Origin of the sequence: Niabella soli DSM 19437 (genome assembly GCF_000243115.2) — a bacterium.
In the GTDB taxonomy this organism is placed as follows: Bacteria; Bacteroidota; Bacteroidia; order Chitinophagales; family Chitinophagaceae; genus Niabella; species Niabella soli.
This window is the reverse complement of the sequence record NZ_CP007035.1, coordinates 1,010,069-1,024,830: the sequence shown is the minus strand read 5'-3', so window position 1 is coordinate 1,024,830 and position 14,762 is coordinate 1,010,069. Positions and strand designations below refer to the sequence as shown.

Sequence of the window (14,762 nt, the reverse complement as noted above, 5' to 3'; positions counted from 1 at the left end):
TAAAGCAAATATGAGCAATCGTACTTTTACCATGATCAAACCTGACGCAATGAAAAACGGCCACGCAGGGGTAATTATTGATCGGTTTATTAAAGAAGGATACCGGATCGTAGCCCTGAAAGCTACCAGGCTTTCTGCAGAAAAAGCGGGCGAGTTTTATGCGGTACATAAAGAAAGACCTTTTTACGGAGAACTGGTTGCCTTTATGAGCAGCGGCCCTATTATTGCTGCTATCCTCGAAAAAGATAATGCAGTTACAGCCTTCAGAGAATTGATCGGCGCTACAGATCCCGCTAAGGCGGCGGAAGGCACTATCCGTAAATTGTACGCAACTTCTTTAGGTGAGAATGCTGTACATGGCAGCGACAGCGATGAAAACGCAAAAATTGAAGGAGATTTTTTCTTTAATGGCCTGGAGCGGATTTAACAGCAGCAGTTTATTCAGGAATATCAGTAACCGGTCAGCATGGCCGGTTTTTTTTGGTATAATTGAGTAATCTTTATTCCGACATCAGGTTGGAAGATAAGATAATGCCTGGCGAAAGCCGCTCTTTAACGTGATTGCGCTTTAAAACAATGGTCCTGTTTTGTTCATTAACCTGATGTGATGCTAAAAATAGCATGGATGGTATAGCTGCAAGAAAAACCAGTAAAAGGATAGAGAGTATTCGTTTCATAAAAAACGTTTTTGAATATTTCTGACGTAGGTTTTAGCGTTTTCGTAACAAATGAATAAAAAAATATTTTATCCGGTTTAAATGAGTATTATGATTTAGTCAAGTTTTTCAAACGGGACCGTGACTTATTGAAGACATTTCTCCCCAGGTCGACCCCTTTTCGTTGCTCTTTTTGCTCAGCTTCCGGAAGATGAATAAAATCGCGGCATTCCTCACTGCAACATCCATCATACGTTTTCCTGCATTCCTCGCACTGAATAAATAACAGGTGACAGGCGTCATTTACACAGTTCACATGCGTATCGGCAGGTTTGCCACATTGGTGGCAGTGAGCGATTATTTCATCGGTAACCCGTTCCCCTAACCGCTGATCAAACACAAAATTTTTGCCACGAAATTTATTTTCGATCCCCCGGGCTTTTGCCTGCCGTACATAATTGATGATACCACCCTCCAAATGATACACATTCCTGAATCCTTTATGCAGCAGGTAGGCAGATGCTTTTTCACAACGGATGCCGCCGGTGCAGTACATGATGATATTTTTATCCATATGTTCCTGCATCATATCCACAGCCATGGGCAACTGATCGCGAAAGGTGTCACTCGGTATTTCAAGCGCGTTTTCAAAATGCCCCACTTCATATTCATAGTGATTCCGCATATCAATAACGATCGTATCTGAATGGTTTGTTAAATCATTAAACTCGGCAGCATTTACATACTTTCCGTTGTTTGACATATCGAAATCAGGGTCGTTTATTCCATCCGCAACTATTTTTTCACGCACTTTTATGTCGAGCACATAAAACGATTTGCCATCGTCATCCACGGCAATATTTAACCGCAGCGCTTTCAGGCCCTCCATCTCACCCAAGACGCCTTTTAACAGGTCCAGGTTGTGCGATGGAACACTTATTTGAGCATTAATGCCTTCTGACGCTATATAAATACGCCCCAACACTCCAATCTTTTCAAAAGACTTATAAAGGGCATTGCGAAAAGCCCCTGGATCAGTCACTTTAAAATAACGATAGAAGGAAATGGTGGTACGCGGAGTTGGGTCATTTAAAATGCGCTCCTTAAGTTCCCTTCGTGAAATACGATTATGTAATGTCATTAGTTTTCTGAAATTTGATTCACGCGGTACGTGAAAATTAAAATTAATTGGACAGTTGCAGGCTGCACCAAATTTCGCTGCTAAGGTAAGTGATTGTTAATGAATGGCCAAATGGAGGAGCTGAGGGTGAGTTTTGTCACCGAAACGGCCCTAAACTTCCGTGCAAATCTGTCGCATCCGTGAGACCAGGCCATTAGCCAAAAAGTATAACTAAAAAAATAGTTGTTAAACTAAATAATTAGTTTTACCTTGCTGGTATAGTTAAAAAAAAATAGTATGAAACAACTGACAAAAGCCGAAGAACAGATCATGCAGGCGCTCTGGCAGAACGGGCCGATGTTTTTGAGGGAGTTGCTGGAGGTACTGCCTTTGCCCAAGCCACATCAGAATACTGTGGCCACCATTTTAAAGATCCTGGTGGAAAAAGAATTTGTAACGGTAAACGTATTTGGCCGCCAACACCAATATGTAGCCGCTGTAAGCAAGGATGCGTATTCGAAAAGAACGATCAAACAGATGGTAAAAGGATATTTCGACGGTTCTTTTAGTAACGTGGTTTCTTTTATGGTAAAGGAGAACAATTTAAGTGTTAGTGAGCTGGAAGCGTTACTGCAACAAATAAAAAATCAGCAACAATCCAAAAATTAAAGTTATGCTTGCCTATATCCTCCAGGTAACGGGCTGTTCCGTGCTGCTTTACAGCTATTACCATTTGATCTTAAGGAATGAGCGGTTTCATCAATATAACCGCTTTTACCTGCTGGCACTTGTTCCCCTGAGTTTTTTACTGCCTTTGCTGCGGTTTACGCTGCCGCTGCAGAATGAACTGGCGCTAAGTATCGCCAGCTCTTTTCATAGATTAAATCAGTTTTCGGTTACCCTTCCGGAGGTGGTTGTTACCAGTCGCCAGCGCGTGGGGTTTACCGGCCGTTATGCGGGATCCTTTTTATATGGGTTGATCGTTCTGGTTTTTCTCATAAGGATCGCAATAGCATTGGGTACCATTGTACGGTTAAGGCGGCATCATGCTGTAAAAAAAACAGATGGCTTGCTGCTTATCGAATGCAGGAATGCCGATGTGCCCTTCTCCTTTTTCAAATGGATCTTCTGGGATCCGGGAACAGATGTACATACCGACACCGGGAAACAGTTATTCGATCACGAAGCGTATCATGTCAGGCACCGGCATAGCCTGGATTTGCTTTTTATTGAAACCGTTATCGCATTGCTATGGTTTAATCCCGTGTTTTACCTGGTAAGAAAAGAATTAAGGACTACCCATGAATTCCTAGCCGATCAATACGCAGCCCAAAAGAATAATAAATATCAATATGCAGAGTTGCTGGTGCGCCATGCTATGAGCGCCGGCCACTCCCGTAAATTAATCAATCCTTTTTTCACCAACCAATTAAAAAGAAGAATAACCATGCTTACAAAAAACAACAAACCCGCATTTCAATACCTTAGAAAGCTAATGGTATTGCCCCTCCTGGCCGTTGCCACCCTGCTGTTTTCGTTCACCTACCTGGAACATTCGATTGCCGCAATAACAAAAACAGTTGCAGCCGACAGCCACAACACTATCCTAAATAATGAAAACGAGAACCCGCCACAACCAACGGCTACTGTATTAGCGGCCCGTGAGCTTAATACAGTAAAACCCAAACCAAAAGATAAGCAACCATCGGTAATAACCAATTTGCCCGAGAGAGAAATAAAAATCCAGGTACCCGGCCTGGAAAACATACGCCAGATAGCTATGCCATCTCCCGCCGATACAGTTCCCGCAGCAAAAACAGAACCGGAGATTTTTACAAAAGTGGAGAAGGAGGCCTTTTACCCGGGAGAATGGGCCAGGTTTTTAATGAGCAATCTCAACGGGGCTGTACCTAAAAATAATGGCGCCCAACCTGGAAATTATCAAGCGGTAGTTCAATTCGTTGTTTCCAGGAATGGTTCTGTAAGTGATATTAAGTGCATTAAAGATCCGGGATTTGGCATTGCCCAGGAAGCCATACGGGTAATCAAACTTTCCGGCAAATGGAACCCTGCCGAACAAAACCACCGTAAGGTAAAAGCTTATAGAAAGCAGCCGATAACCTTCCAGGTAACTCAATAACTTATTTCTGAATGGGTGTCTGTCTTAAATAAGCGGCACTCAAAGCAGCAAGCCCGGTAACCAACCCGCCTATTACCCCGGTAATAAGCGCTAAGGCTACCGGGCTTTTTCCAATTCCCAATAACAGGCCAATGCGGCCGGCCAGTATGCCGCCGTTTGCAGTATTGATCAGGGCAGCCAAAACCGTCCATAATAAAAACACGGCAATAAACCCGGAAAGAAAAGCACTGACAGGCGGTTGTGGCAATAACAATATAACAAGAAACCCAACGATGGCGATCGTCCACCAGGGAAAATATACACCACTGATATAGGATAACAAAGCGATAAGCAGGATACTTGCGAAAAATTTCATTTTATATTCGTTTCACTGTTTATTGACAGGCTATTATTTTTTCGTTCCACCAGCAGGAGAATCCTCCGCCCGTTTTGCTTTTGGCAAAACTCCGGTCGGAATGATGATAATAACCTAACCTTTTGAAAAATTCATGATCCATTTGACGCGCGCATCTCCCCGCTCCTCCTGGCTCATTAGCCAAAGCTGGTAATATTGTCCGGAAGCCCAGGTATCTACCGCGTTGTCATAAAACCGGCTTCCGGGATTGCCGCTCTGTCCGCCCGGGTAGACGCCATATGCTTCCGTAGGCGTGCTCAGTTGTACGATCATCCGCCAACTGGGACCATGACTTTTTTTAACAGCATTGATGGTATTGCCCCAACCGCCTACATTAAGCTCCGTGCGCGCAAAAGGCAATAAGGCGTCTTTAAGTAAATGATAGATCGTTACCCCTTTGAATTTCGCCCATTGCAACCGGCCTTCTTTTTCGGCCCGTGTCATAACTACTGCGGTCTTATTTAAAGCATCTGTAACTACGGTATGAATCGTTTGCCGTTCCGGTGCATTTACATTATCAACAAAGCCCAAAACAGTAGAATCCTTCTTTAAGAGTTCCATCAAGGTCTCTTCGGCCGGTAATTCAGCCTTGAACCCTGCCTTGTCTATGTCATCCTGCCAGATGCCGGTAGACAACGAATCCATCCAGCACTGATAAATTGTTTGTCCCAATGAAGCCGGCCCGGCAAAAAGATCCCATCCCTTTACCATTTCAAAATACTTTTGCGCTTCAGGAGTCAGCTTTTCCGGATCTGTGTACCGGATTAGCAGGGATACCATATCCCTTGCCGTAATATTAAAATAATTGTTCTGCAGATCCATCATTGTTTGGACGGTGATATTATTGTCCCGGCTCAGATACCAGTCAATCGCCCTTGCCCGTGGCGTAATATAAGCACCTGGAATAAAGTATGGATAAGCCGCATCGGCCGGGCGTTGGTTCGCACTAAACAAATACCCCCGTTCCGGATTCACTGCGTGCGGATTTTCTGTTTGCGGAATGTATCCCTGCCAATCGTAGCTGCTATCGGTTCCCGGCATTATATATAGCCCCTGGTTGTTCCACCTGGCGGGAAATTTTCCCTGCTGCCAAAGCGCAATCGTTCCTGATTTTGAGGCAAAAGCAAAATTCTGCCCCGGGCACTCAAAAGACTTTATCGCGTTGGCATAATCGTCATAATTCTTAGCGCGATTTAAAAAATAAAAAGCGCCGCCATCATCGCCGGTGTGATGCGCCATCCATTTTACGGCGAGGCCATTATTATGATTGAGCGTATCCCTGAAACTGGCATCATACATAACCGGGCCAAAAGCCGTGTAGGAAACGGTATCGTAAACGGTAGGCTGCCCCTTCACTTTTATGGCTTCAATCCGCTGTTGCGCCGGTTCCCATTGGTTGTTGAACCAATAGGAAGTACGGGTATTATCCCTGAATTTTATAGCATAATAATCCTTCACATCGCGCTGGGCGTTGGTCACTCCCCAGGCGATGCTGTCGTTGAAACCAATGATCACATACGGGCTGCCGGGGAGTGTGGCGCCATACACTTTGCTTTGAGGCGTGCTCAATTGCATTTCGTACCAGATGGAAGGAAGCGATAACTCCAGATGCGGATCATTACAAAGGATTGGCGCCTTATTCGCCGTTTTACTGCCTGCCACCACCCAGTTATTACTCCCGTTATCCACATCCGGCGTATGTTCTTCAAAGGCCGTTACTTTATGGGGTTCCTTAAAATAAGCCGTATCTGCTCCTGCCGGGACTTTTAGGTCGAGCGCCGGTTTTTCAAAAACGGTTCCCGGTGGAACAATTGGTTTTAATGAATCAGGAATTTGCGGATACAGGGCATTGAGCTGATCGGTGGTAAAAATAGAATGCAGACGCGTCAACGCCATATCTTTTTCCGTTCCGGAAGCCAGCATTTTAGCCATCATTTTCAACAGTAATGCGGTGCGCAGATTGGTCCATTCTTCCGGTGCAAAATTCAATATTTTATATTCAAGCGGAAGGTCTTTTACCGTCAGCGAGTGAATATAGGCATTTACGCCTGCTGTATAAGCCGTGTATATTGCGCGGGCTTTTGGATCTTTTTCCATTACTGCCAGCGAGTTCTCCGCCGCGTATTTCATCCCCAGCCGGCGTTGTTCTCTATCATAGTTGATTGCCTTGGGGCCTGCTATTTCGCTTACCCTTCCTTCGGCAGCCTTCGTTTGCAGATCCATTTGAAACAGCCGGAACTTTGCATGCAAATAACCCTGAACAAAATAAAGGTCTTCATCGTTTTCCGCAAACACGTGGGGCACGAGACGGGCATCAAAATACACCTGAACTTTTCCCTTCAATCCCGGAAAGGAAAGATCTGCATTAAAGGTTGCCGAGGTGTCCTCTGCATTCTGCCAGAATCCGGATTGCGGACTTAAAAAATTGCCGACAGGCATCGGAACTTTATCACCCAACGGGCGATTCAACAGTACGGTTAATGCAACAGTAATGGTTGCTGTAATTAAAAAAGGAATTATTCTCATAGATAAACCTTGTACAGGCAATATACTACAATTTCTTTTTTAAAGCAGCCGGTGCATCATCAATACCTTTTATTTTTTTTCTTCCCGATTCGATCAATGATTGCTGTAACAGGTATTCTATCTGGCCGTTTACGCTACGGAACTCGTCTGAAGCCCATTTTTCCAGCAGATTAAAGGTCGCCTGATCAATTCTTAATATAAAGCTTTTCTTTTCCTTCAAAATCGCCTCCCTTTATTGATAAAGCGTTCCTGCATTTAATACGGGTGTGGCCGCTTTTTCGCCGCAGAGCACTACCATCAGGTTGCTTACCATTGCTGCCTTGCGTTCATCATCCAACACAACAATATTTTCTTCTGATAATTTTTTTAATGCCAGATCCACCATGCCTACGGCGCCTTCTACAATCTTGGTACGCGCGGCAACAATAGCCGTTGCCTGCTGACGTTGCAACATGGCCCCGGCAATTTCAGGGGCATAGGCCAGGTGGCTGATACGAGCTTCCTGGATGAGGATACCCGCGGGCTCCAGCCGGTCAGTCAACTCTTGTTCCAGTATCTTATTAACCCGGTCGCCGCCATCTCTTAAGGTCATATCGGCGTTCTCATCTTCAATACTGTCATAAGCAAAACTCACGGCAAGGTGGCGGATAGCCGCCTCGCTCTGGGTGCGTACATAGTCGATATAATTGGCCACCTGGTAGGCCGCTTTATAGGTGTCCCCTACTTTCCAGACGATCACGGCTCCAATTTCAATCGGGTTGCCCATTTTATCATTCACCTTCAGGGTTTGCCCCTGGAAGTTCTGATAACGCAGACTAATATTGTAGCTCGAATAGAGCGGGTTTACAAAAAACAGCCCGTTCTCTTTTACGGAGCCGACGTATTTACCAAAAAAGTTCAATACGCGGGAATGATTGGGCTGAATGATCATTAACCCTTTTATAAAGAAAAAACTCAGCACAACACAGATCACGCCCAGAACAACAAACCCTACCCGCTGCTCAGCGTTGATGAACAGGTATACGCCTATTGCAATCAGTGCAATGGCGATCACTAAAGCAAGATAGCCCGATATGGGCCTTAAAATTTTTTCCATAGTTTTAATTTGATATTAAAATGATATCATAAAGATATAAACTGTTTTACTCTAAAAAAAATAAATTTTGGCATACGGCTTTTTAGCCATGAACCCGTTCTATACCCGTTCCGGCTAATATAAAAGAACAGCAGAGGCCCAGAAAATCTCTGTGTTTTTGTGGAAAAAATATATAAATGATTATTTTTTCAGCAAGCCTGCGATCCGGCTGGCAATAATGGCATTGCCCTTATCAGAAGGATGCAGCCCGTCGTAAGTGAGGTTGACCGCTTCGACAGGATAAGGATATTCGTCCGTTTCGGGATTAAAAGGAATGTTATGAAAAGCGGGGTAAGGATAGTTTTTATAAGCCCCTGTTTGAGGATCCCTGAGACGTCTAAAACGGACCAGGTCTTTTTCTTTCAGTTCGGGATCGTTATACAGATCGATCACTTCAATATGTTCCCTGCGGCCAATATCGTTCACGGCAGCCGCTACCGCTTTGAGCGACTGTCCGTTCTTTTCTTTATAGGAACCCCAGGCGTTGTTTTTCTTGTTGAACAGGTAAACAAAATCGGAACGCCGCAATGGCGTTATCAGTATAATACGCGCAGCAGCATTGAGTTTGTGGATCTTTTCGATGATAATGCGGAACGAGCCGTAGATCGTTTGAGTGCCTGTATTCATTTTGTAATCTGTGAAAGCACCTATGGGCTTTCCCTGCCACCAGTCATTGGTTCCCAGAAAAACTGTATACACATCTGCTTCAGGTATATGCAGCGAATCAAATTGCTGGGCAATTTTAACAGCCGTCCAGCCATTATATCCTTTATTGATATAATGAACAAAAGGCAATTGTTCCGATACACGGGTCATATACCCTTTTGTAACGCGGTTGCCGGTTTCATTCAAATGATCGTTCAGATAAGTAATGCTGTCGCCAATGGCCACCCATCGGATCTCTTTTGGTTTAAAACCCAAAACAACAACTAATATCACCAATAAAATGGGCAGGATCCGTTTCATTTCTTATGGAATTATTTCAAATAAAAAAACCTGAGTTTTTTCTTCTTTACTAAAATTATTATCAGCAATCAGAAGCAGGGAAAAATTCCCATCGGGCAACCGGGGCCCGATAGTTATTCCTTCTATATTATCAATATACCGGTTAAGCGAATCTAAATTCAGCAACAGTTTTTTTGATATCGGGCGGTAGGTTTTGTTTTTATTTAATCCACTCATTGCAGTAACATCGGTAGCATCCCTCAGATCTGCCCGATAAATTTTTATAGTGCAATGCGCATTGCCAATGGAGAACGAGCGTTCGATAACCAGCAGCCGGTTATTATTTATCGCCAGTATTTCTGAAATACCGTTAACCCGGAAGCCATTGTCCGGAACGGGTTGGTGCGCCACCGCATCCAGCAGATAAGCATATTCCGCCAGCGGCTTTTTTGTGGAAACATCATATTTAATAATACGCACCGGGGCACCGGCATATTCTACATCAGCCCTTGGTCCGTCCTCATATAAAGGCTCTTCCACACTAACGAAAAGTGTTTTATAATTATCTGCAAATCCCAGTCCTTCAAAAACGCCGTTTACCCGTGGCCCTTTTTCGATGGTTTGCACATGCATATTTCGCGGAAGAGCAAAGCTGTCCAGGTAATGCCCGTTCAGGTCCATTTCCCATATCCAGGGGTCTTTGATATTGACCCTGCCATTGCGTTCCGCGCGATCACCTTCACTGGACCAGACTAATCTGTTGGTTTTAGGATTAAAACGGATGGATTCGGGATCAGCCGCTTCCTGCGCGCCTTCTTTGAGTGATGGAAAGGCTTTACCATTCTGCATTCTCATCGTATGCACCCCGGTAAATTGAACGGTATCAATTTTGTTGCCCTTAATGCGAATAGCCGCTGTGTAAAAACGGGAAGGTGAGGTTGCGGAACGCTCATCACAGATGATATAATACCGGTTATTTTTCCGGTCGTAGTCGATGCCTGATAAGCCGCCCACCCAGGTATTACTATATTTCAAACCAAAAGGGATCTCGTATTCATCCAGAAACTTTAACGCTGAAATAGCGGTGGGGACTGCATTGCCGGATGTTGACGAACGCATTTTTTGCGGCGCGCTGCACCCAAAGAGTAATAGTGCTATTACCGGAAATAGTTTAAATCGCATCAGATTGTATTGCTTATATAATTATACAATCAGCAAATCTAAGTTTTTAAATAATGGCGTTTCTATAAGTCTGTGGCATTTTTCCCGCAGAAGGCACAGATTAACACAGATATGATCAGCACAAATAAAACGTCTGTGTGTATCTTCGAAATCTTCAAACAGTATAGGGCCAGATGTATTAACAGCGCGATCAAAAGAAGTTTTAAAAAATGTTACAAGCCTGTAAGCCGGATTCTGTGCTTCGTCAAGCTCAGCATGACAAAGCGGTTATCATTTATCTGTTCAAAGAGTTACCTCAATGAATCAATCTGCCTACCCTTCCTGCCATCCGCCGGGGCGAGATAGTGAACGGGCCGCTCACCTTTTCCCAGTTGCCTGGTCAAAAGCAGGGTTTACATGGCATTTCAGCATACAAGGTTTACCCGCATCCTGTATTACTACGGGACGCCGTGAGCTCTTACCTCACGTTTTCACCCTCATCCCGCCTTGCGGCGAGACAGTTATTTTCTGTGGCACTCTCTGTTGTTCCGCTTACAGCGGAACACCCGGCTGTTCACCGGTGCATTGCCCTATGCTGTCCGGACTTTCCTCCTCCCACTTTAGCAGGAAGCGATAACCCGGCTTGTAACGGTGCAAATGTAGAATGTAAAATGTAAAATGTAGTATTTTTAATGTAATACGTTGTTTTATGAATGACGGCGCCATTCATAATTTTTCATTCTACATTCAGTATTCAGTATTTAAAATGTATCTCCGTGGCGCCGTAACCATAAGAAGGATGGTATTGGTTTACAAAATAGCTCACTTCTTTTTTCAGGCGCAACGCATCATGTATCTCATCGCGCAGCTTGCCGGTGCCTACGCCATGTATGATCGTAAGCATGGGCTGCATATGGGCTACGGCGAGGTTATAAAATTTTTCAAAAGTATCCAACTGCAGGGTCAGCATTTCGAAATTATTCATCCGGGAAGCATTATCCGTTAGTTTCTCAATATGCAGGTCCACAACGCTCCGCGCCGGTTCCAGGTGTTTGCGCGCCTCTTTTGCATTATACACTTTAAATTTCTGGCTGAGTTGGCTCAGGGAAATATCCATCGGACTTTCCTCCGGCTGTTTTTCGGGATAAACGTCAAACAGCTTTTGCGAAAAACTAGCTTCATTTCTTTTTCGAAGCGTTTCAATTTTTTCAAATAGCTGTTTAGGTTTCAGTTTTACCGAAGTTTCATAATGCGTAGCCTTTGCTTTGTCCGGCTTTTGAAGAGAAAATTCAAAATCAAAGGAAGGGCTGTCGCTCATATCCGCAAAGGGCACATCATGCAGATAAAAATGTTGAAACGGGAGGACATTATTTTTTAATTCAAATTCCGGCTCGCCAAAAAAACCAAGCGTGTACTTAAAATTATAAGCAGTATTGGTATTATTCACCAAATGCACTTTCAGCAACTCCACTACTTCATCGCCAAATTCATCCGTATCAGAAACGGGAAGAAAATTCAGCCATACCCCATCTTCCTTGCGGGGTTCCTGCGTTTTTTTCTCCTTCTTAATATCGTCGATAAACGTCCGGGGCTTTGCCGGCTGCTGTTTTTTCTTTTGGGTAAAATTGCGGAAATAAGGAAAATCGATCTGGTCTAAATAGACGGGAAATTTCACCCCCCGTACGTCTACCATTACCATTTTATCATTTATAAAGTCGATGATGGTTCCTTCTTCTTCCGAATGCAGTATTAATACTTTATCGCCTATCTGGTATTTCATTTTCTACAGGTGCCAGTTTACTGTTAAAGCGGCTGTAGCTGAAATATACCACCAGTCCTACCGCCAGCCATATTAAGAACCGGAGCCAGTTGGTATGACTTTCCTGGGCCATCAGGTAAAAGCAACTGATCATGCCCAGCACCGGTATTAAAGAGAATTTTTTCATGTAAGATAATACAACAATAACAGCCAGCACCAGCCAAAACAACACCATCGGGAAGGTTTCTATTGCTACTATATCTTTAAAATAGGTTGGTATCTTCACAATGATTACAGCAACCACCACCACAAACAATACCGGAATAATATAGCGCCCGTTTATATAGGGTACTTTAAACCGGGAAGCCGCCTTTTCGGGCTGTTTGTCTAACACCAATATTCCGCCACAAACGAGCACAAAAGCAAACAGCGTACCGATGCTTGTAAGCGCCAGCACCGTATCCAGGTTTAAAAACAAGGCAGGAACGGCAACGACCAGGCCTGTAATAATAGTGGCAAAGGAAGGCGTTTTATACTTCGGGTGGATCCTCGAAAAAGCTTTAGGCAACAATCCATCCCGGCTCATGCTCATCCATATCCGGGGCTGCCCCATCTGGAATACCAATAATACGCTTGCCGTTGCAAAGATGGCGCTTACTGCCACTACGGCGGAAATGAATTTCAGCCCGCGCATATCAAACACCATTGCCAGCGGGTCGCCTACATTCAGCCGGGTATAGGGCACCATTCCTGTAAGCACCAATGCTAACAATACATATAAAATGGTACAAATGATCAGTGAGTAGATCATGCCTTTGGGCAGATCTGTCTGCGGGTCCTTACATTCTTCTGCAGTAGTAGAAATAGCATCAAACCCAATATAGGCAAAGAATACGGCCGATACGCCCTTTAAAATACCGCCGATGCCGGTAGGTGTAAAAGGCGACCAGTTATCCGGGTTTACATAAAAAGCACCCAGTACAATCACCACAAATATAACCGCCAGCTTCAGGCCTACCATAAAGTTGCTTGCATTCCTGGATTCTTTTACCCCAACAAAAACAATATAGGTGATCACCACCACAATAAACAATGCCGGCAGATCCATAATGATCCGCAAGCCAGCGATCTGAGGGGCATTGATCCAGGCGGCTACTTTTTCCGCAAGGGCCGCGTCCATCCCCGGCGCTACCTGGTGCAGGCCACTAGCCGCTGCTTCTGCGAAACCCCGCTTTGCGGTGATATAATCCATCGTGAGCCAGTCCGGGATATGAATACCTATTTTATCCGTGAGGTGGGTGAAATAATCGCTCCAGGAAATAGCAACGGCAATATTACCGATCGCATATTCCATCAACAGATCCCAGCCAATGATCCAGGCAAAGATCTCCCCGAAAGCAACATAAGAATAGGTGTAGGCGCTGCCCGAAACCGGCACCGTGGAGGCGAACTGCGCATAGCATAATGCAGCAAAGCCACAGGCAATTGCCGTAAAAATATACAGGAACACCACGCCCGGCCCCCCTTCTGCTGAAGCTTTTCCGATACTGCTGAATACCCCCGCCCCGATGACGGCAGCCACGCCTAGCGCGGTAAGATCCTTTACCCCCAATACCCGCTTCAGCCCGGAACTATGCGCGTCCGTAAGGCCGCTTTCCGCCTCTCTCAATATTAATTGTACCGACTTTTTACGCAGTAGTGGATTGGGCATAGAATAATTGCCTTTAATTTATTTAGTGTTCTCTTTTTACTAATTGCTGCGCCAATTCTATTAATGGCGCCTTTCTTTTTGAAACCACGGCCATATCGTCAAAATGTTGCAGCGCCTCGCTCAGGAACCGGCTTTTTAATTCCAGCGCCCATTCATCCACCTTACAATCGCGGTAGATCTTTAAAACTTTATTTACTTTTTCCGGCTCATTTCCCCTCAGCAAATGATCCAGTTCTTCTTTCTGCCCTCGTGTTGCTGTTTCCAGCGCCCGTAGCAGCAGGAACGTTTTTTTATTAGCCAAAATATCCCCGCCGGCTTGTTTACCAAATTTCTCCGGGTTGCCAAAAGCGTCCAGGTAATCGTCCTGCATCTGGAAGGCCAGGCCTATTTTTTTCCCCGCCTGGTACAGCAGGTCAAGGTTCCCCAGGCTGCCGCCACCAAGTATACCACCCAGTTGCAGGCTGGCCGCCAGCAGCACTGAAGTCTTTTGAGTGATCATCGTCAGATATTCGTCGAAGGTAACATCGGCTCTTTGCTCAAAATCCATATCCAACTGCTGCCCTTCACAAACTTCAGCCGCCGTATGGCTAAAAAGATGCAGGATGCGCTGGATCAACGTTACATCGATAGTGCCGATATATTGGTACGCCCTTATCAGCATCACATCCCCCGCCAGGAGCGCCGTGCTTTCATTATATTTTGTATGAACGGTTGGTTTTCCCCTTCTTAACGGGGCCTTGTCCATAATGTCATCATGGATCAGTGTAAAATTGTGAAACAGCTCTATTGCCGCGGCTACCTGCCAGGCATCGGAACTGATTTTCCCAAACAATTCATTGGCCATTAAACACAGAATGGGGCGCAGTCTTTTTCCACCTAACGATAAAAAGTAATCATTAGGTTCATATAAGGTCCGGGGGGTGTCTGGAAAATGCGATTTGTCAAACTTCTCTGAGAACAATGCCGATAATTCTTCAAATGTATGCATGCCTCAAAAATAATGGTTCTTCATCAATTATTGCCCTTTTGGGCTTTGGGCTGCAGGATTGTTCCCTGACTTCAGCTCACCGCCCGCCTCCTATCTCCCGCTTTTGGCGGGAGGATATCCGGCTAAGCGGTGCAGCCCGTCAGCGATGGAATTACTATCAGCAAGTGTTAAAGTTGCAGAACTTGCTAAAAAATATTTTTGGCCGGGAAGTTTGAGGCGATTAAACG

Annotated in this window: 14 protein-coding genes and 1 other RNA gene; 3 read left to right on the top strand and 12 right to left on the bottom strand. The window is 44.8% G+C overall.

Features of this window, described 5'->3' with window-relative positions; genetic code table 11:
- Nucleotides 1-10 precede the first annotated feature (10 nt).
- A complete protein-coding gene (locus NIASO_RS04275) occupies nt 11-427 on the top strand; it encodes a nucleoside-diphosphate kinase (RefSeq protein WP_008583210.1) in 417 nt (138 codons plus the stop codon).
- A 73-nt stretch (nt 428-500) separates the two neighbouring features.
- Here the strand turns inward: NIASO_RS04275 and NIASO_RS20155 are convergent, their stop codons facing one another.
- Both NIASO_RS20155 and trhO read right to left on the bottom strand, forming a co-directional pair.
- Nucleotides 501-677 carry a hypothetical protein gene (locus NIASO_RS20155; protein WP_008583213.1) on the bottom strand — a complete coding sequence of 59 codons (177 nt, stop codon included), beginning with the start codon at nt 675-677 and terminating at the stop codon, nt 501-503.
- Between the two features lie 88 nt (nt 678-765).
- A complete protein-coding gene (gene trhO, locus NIASO_RS04270) occupies nt 766-1,797 on the bottom strand; it encodes an oxygen-dependent tRNA uridine(34) hydroxylase TrhO (RefSeq protein WP_008583214.1) in 1,032 nt (343 codons plus the stop codon).
- Between the two features lie 276 nt (nt 1,798-2,073).
- Here trhO and NIASO_RS04265 point away from each other — a divergent pair, with 276 nt between their 5' ends.
- Nucleotides 2,074-2,445, top strand: a complete 372-nt coding sequence (locus NIASO_RS04265) for a BlaI/MecI/CopY family transcriptional regulator (RefSeq protein ID WP_008583216.1) — start codon at nt 2,074-2,076, stop codon at nt 2,443-2,445.
- Between the two features lie 4 nt (nt 2,446-2,449).
- Nucleotides 2,450-3,916 (top strand): M56 family metallopeptidase, encoded by a 1,467-nt coding sequence (locus NIASO_RS20500; protein ID WP_008583218.1) that lies wholly within the window; start codon nt 2,450-2,452, stop codon nt 3,914-3,916.
- 1 nt (nt 3,917) lies between these two features.
- On the opposite strand, the gene NIASO_RS04255 is transcribed toward NIASO_RS20500, so the two are convergent.
- From NIASO_RS04255 to NIASO_RS04215, 10 genes are all read right to left on the bottom strand, one after another.
- Nucleotides 3,918-4,271 carry a hypothetical protein gene (locus NIASO_RS04255; protein ID WP_008583220.1) on the bottom strand — a complete coding sequence of 118 codons (354 nt, stop codon included), beginning with the start codon at nt 4,269-4,271 and terminating at the stop codon, nt 3,918-3,920.
- Nucleotides 4,272-4,385: 114 nt separating this feature from the next.
- Complete coding sequence (locus NIASO_RS04250; RefSeq protein ID WP_008583221.1) at nt 4,386-6,836, bottom strand: penicillin acylase family protein; 2,451 nt, start codon at nt 6,834-6,836, stop codon at nt 4,386-4,388.
- Nucleotides 6,837-6,861: 25 nt separating this feature from the next.
- Nucleotides 6,862-7,056 (bottom strand): hypothetical protein, encoded by a 195-nt coding sequence (locus tag NIASO_RS04245; RefSeq protein WP_008583223.1) that lies wholly within the window; start codon nt 7,054-7,056, stop codon nt 6,862-6,864.
- A gap of 12 nt (nt 7,057-7,068) precedes the next feature.
- Nucleotides 7,069-7,932, bottom strand: coding sequence for an SPFH domain-containing protein (locus NIASO_RS04240; protein WP_008583224.1), 864 nt, complete (start codon nt 7,930-7,932; stop codon nt 7,069-7,071).
- A 180-nt stretch (nt 7,933-8,112) separates the two neighbouring features.
- Nucleotides 8,113-8,937: an SGNH/GDSL hydrolase family protein gene (locus NIASO_RS04235; RefSeq protein WP_008583226.1), complete on the bottom strand. Its 825-nt coding sequence runs from the start codon at nt 8,935-8,937 to the stop codon at nt 8,113-8,115.
- A gap of 3 nt (nt 8,938-8,940) precedes the next feature.
- Complete coding sequence (locus NIASO_RS04230) at nt 8,941-10,035, bottom strand: esterase-like activity of phytase family protein (RefSeq protein WP_245605220.1); 1,095 nt, start codon at nt 10,033-10,035, stop codon at nt 8,941-8,943.
- A gap of 270 nt (nt 10,036-10,305) precedes the next feature.
- An RNA gene (rnpB, locus tag NIASO_RS19850) (RNase P RNA component class A) lies at nt 10,306-10,727 on the bottom strand.
- A gap of 104 nt (nt 10,728-10,831) precedes the next feature.
- A complete protein-coding gene (locus NIASO_RS04225; RefSeq protein ID WP_008583231.1) occupies nt 10,832-11,857 on the bottom strand; it encodes a Smr/MutS family protein in 1,026 nt (341 codons plus the stop codon).
- On the bottom strand, nt 11,835-13,547 hold the full coding sequence (locus NIASO_RS04220; RefSeq protein ID WP_008583232.1) for an amino acid permease: 1,713 nt from the start codon (nt 13,545-13,547) through the stop codon (nt 11,835-11,837). Before NIASO_RS04220 ends, NIASO_RS04225 begins: the two co-directional genes overlap by 23 nt.
- A gap of 22 nt (nt 13,548-13,569) precedes the next feature.
- Nucleotides 13,570-14,535 carry a polyprenyl synthetase family protein gene (locus tag NIASO_RS04215; RefSeq protein ID WP_008583233.1) on the bottom strand — a complete coding sequence of 322 codons (966 nt, stop codon included), beginning with the start codon at nt 14,533-14,535 and terminating at the stop codon, nt 13,570-13,572.
- Between the last annotated feature and the right edge of the window lie 227 nt (nt 14,536-14,762).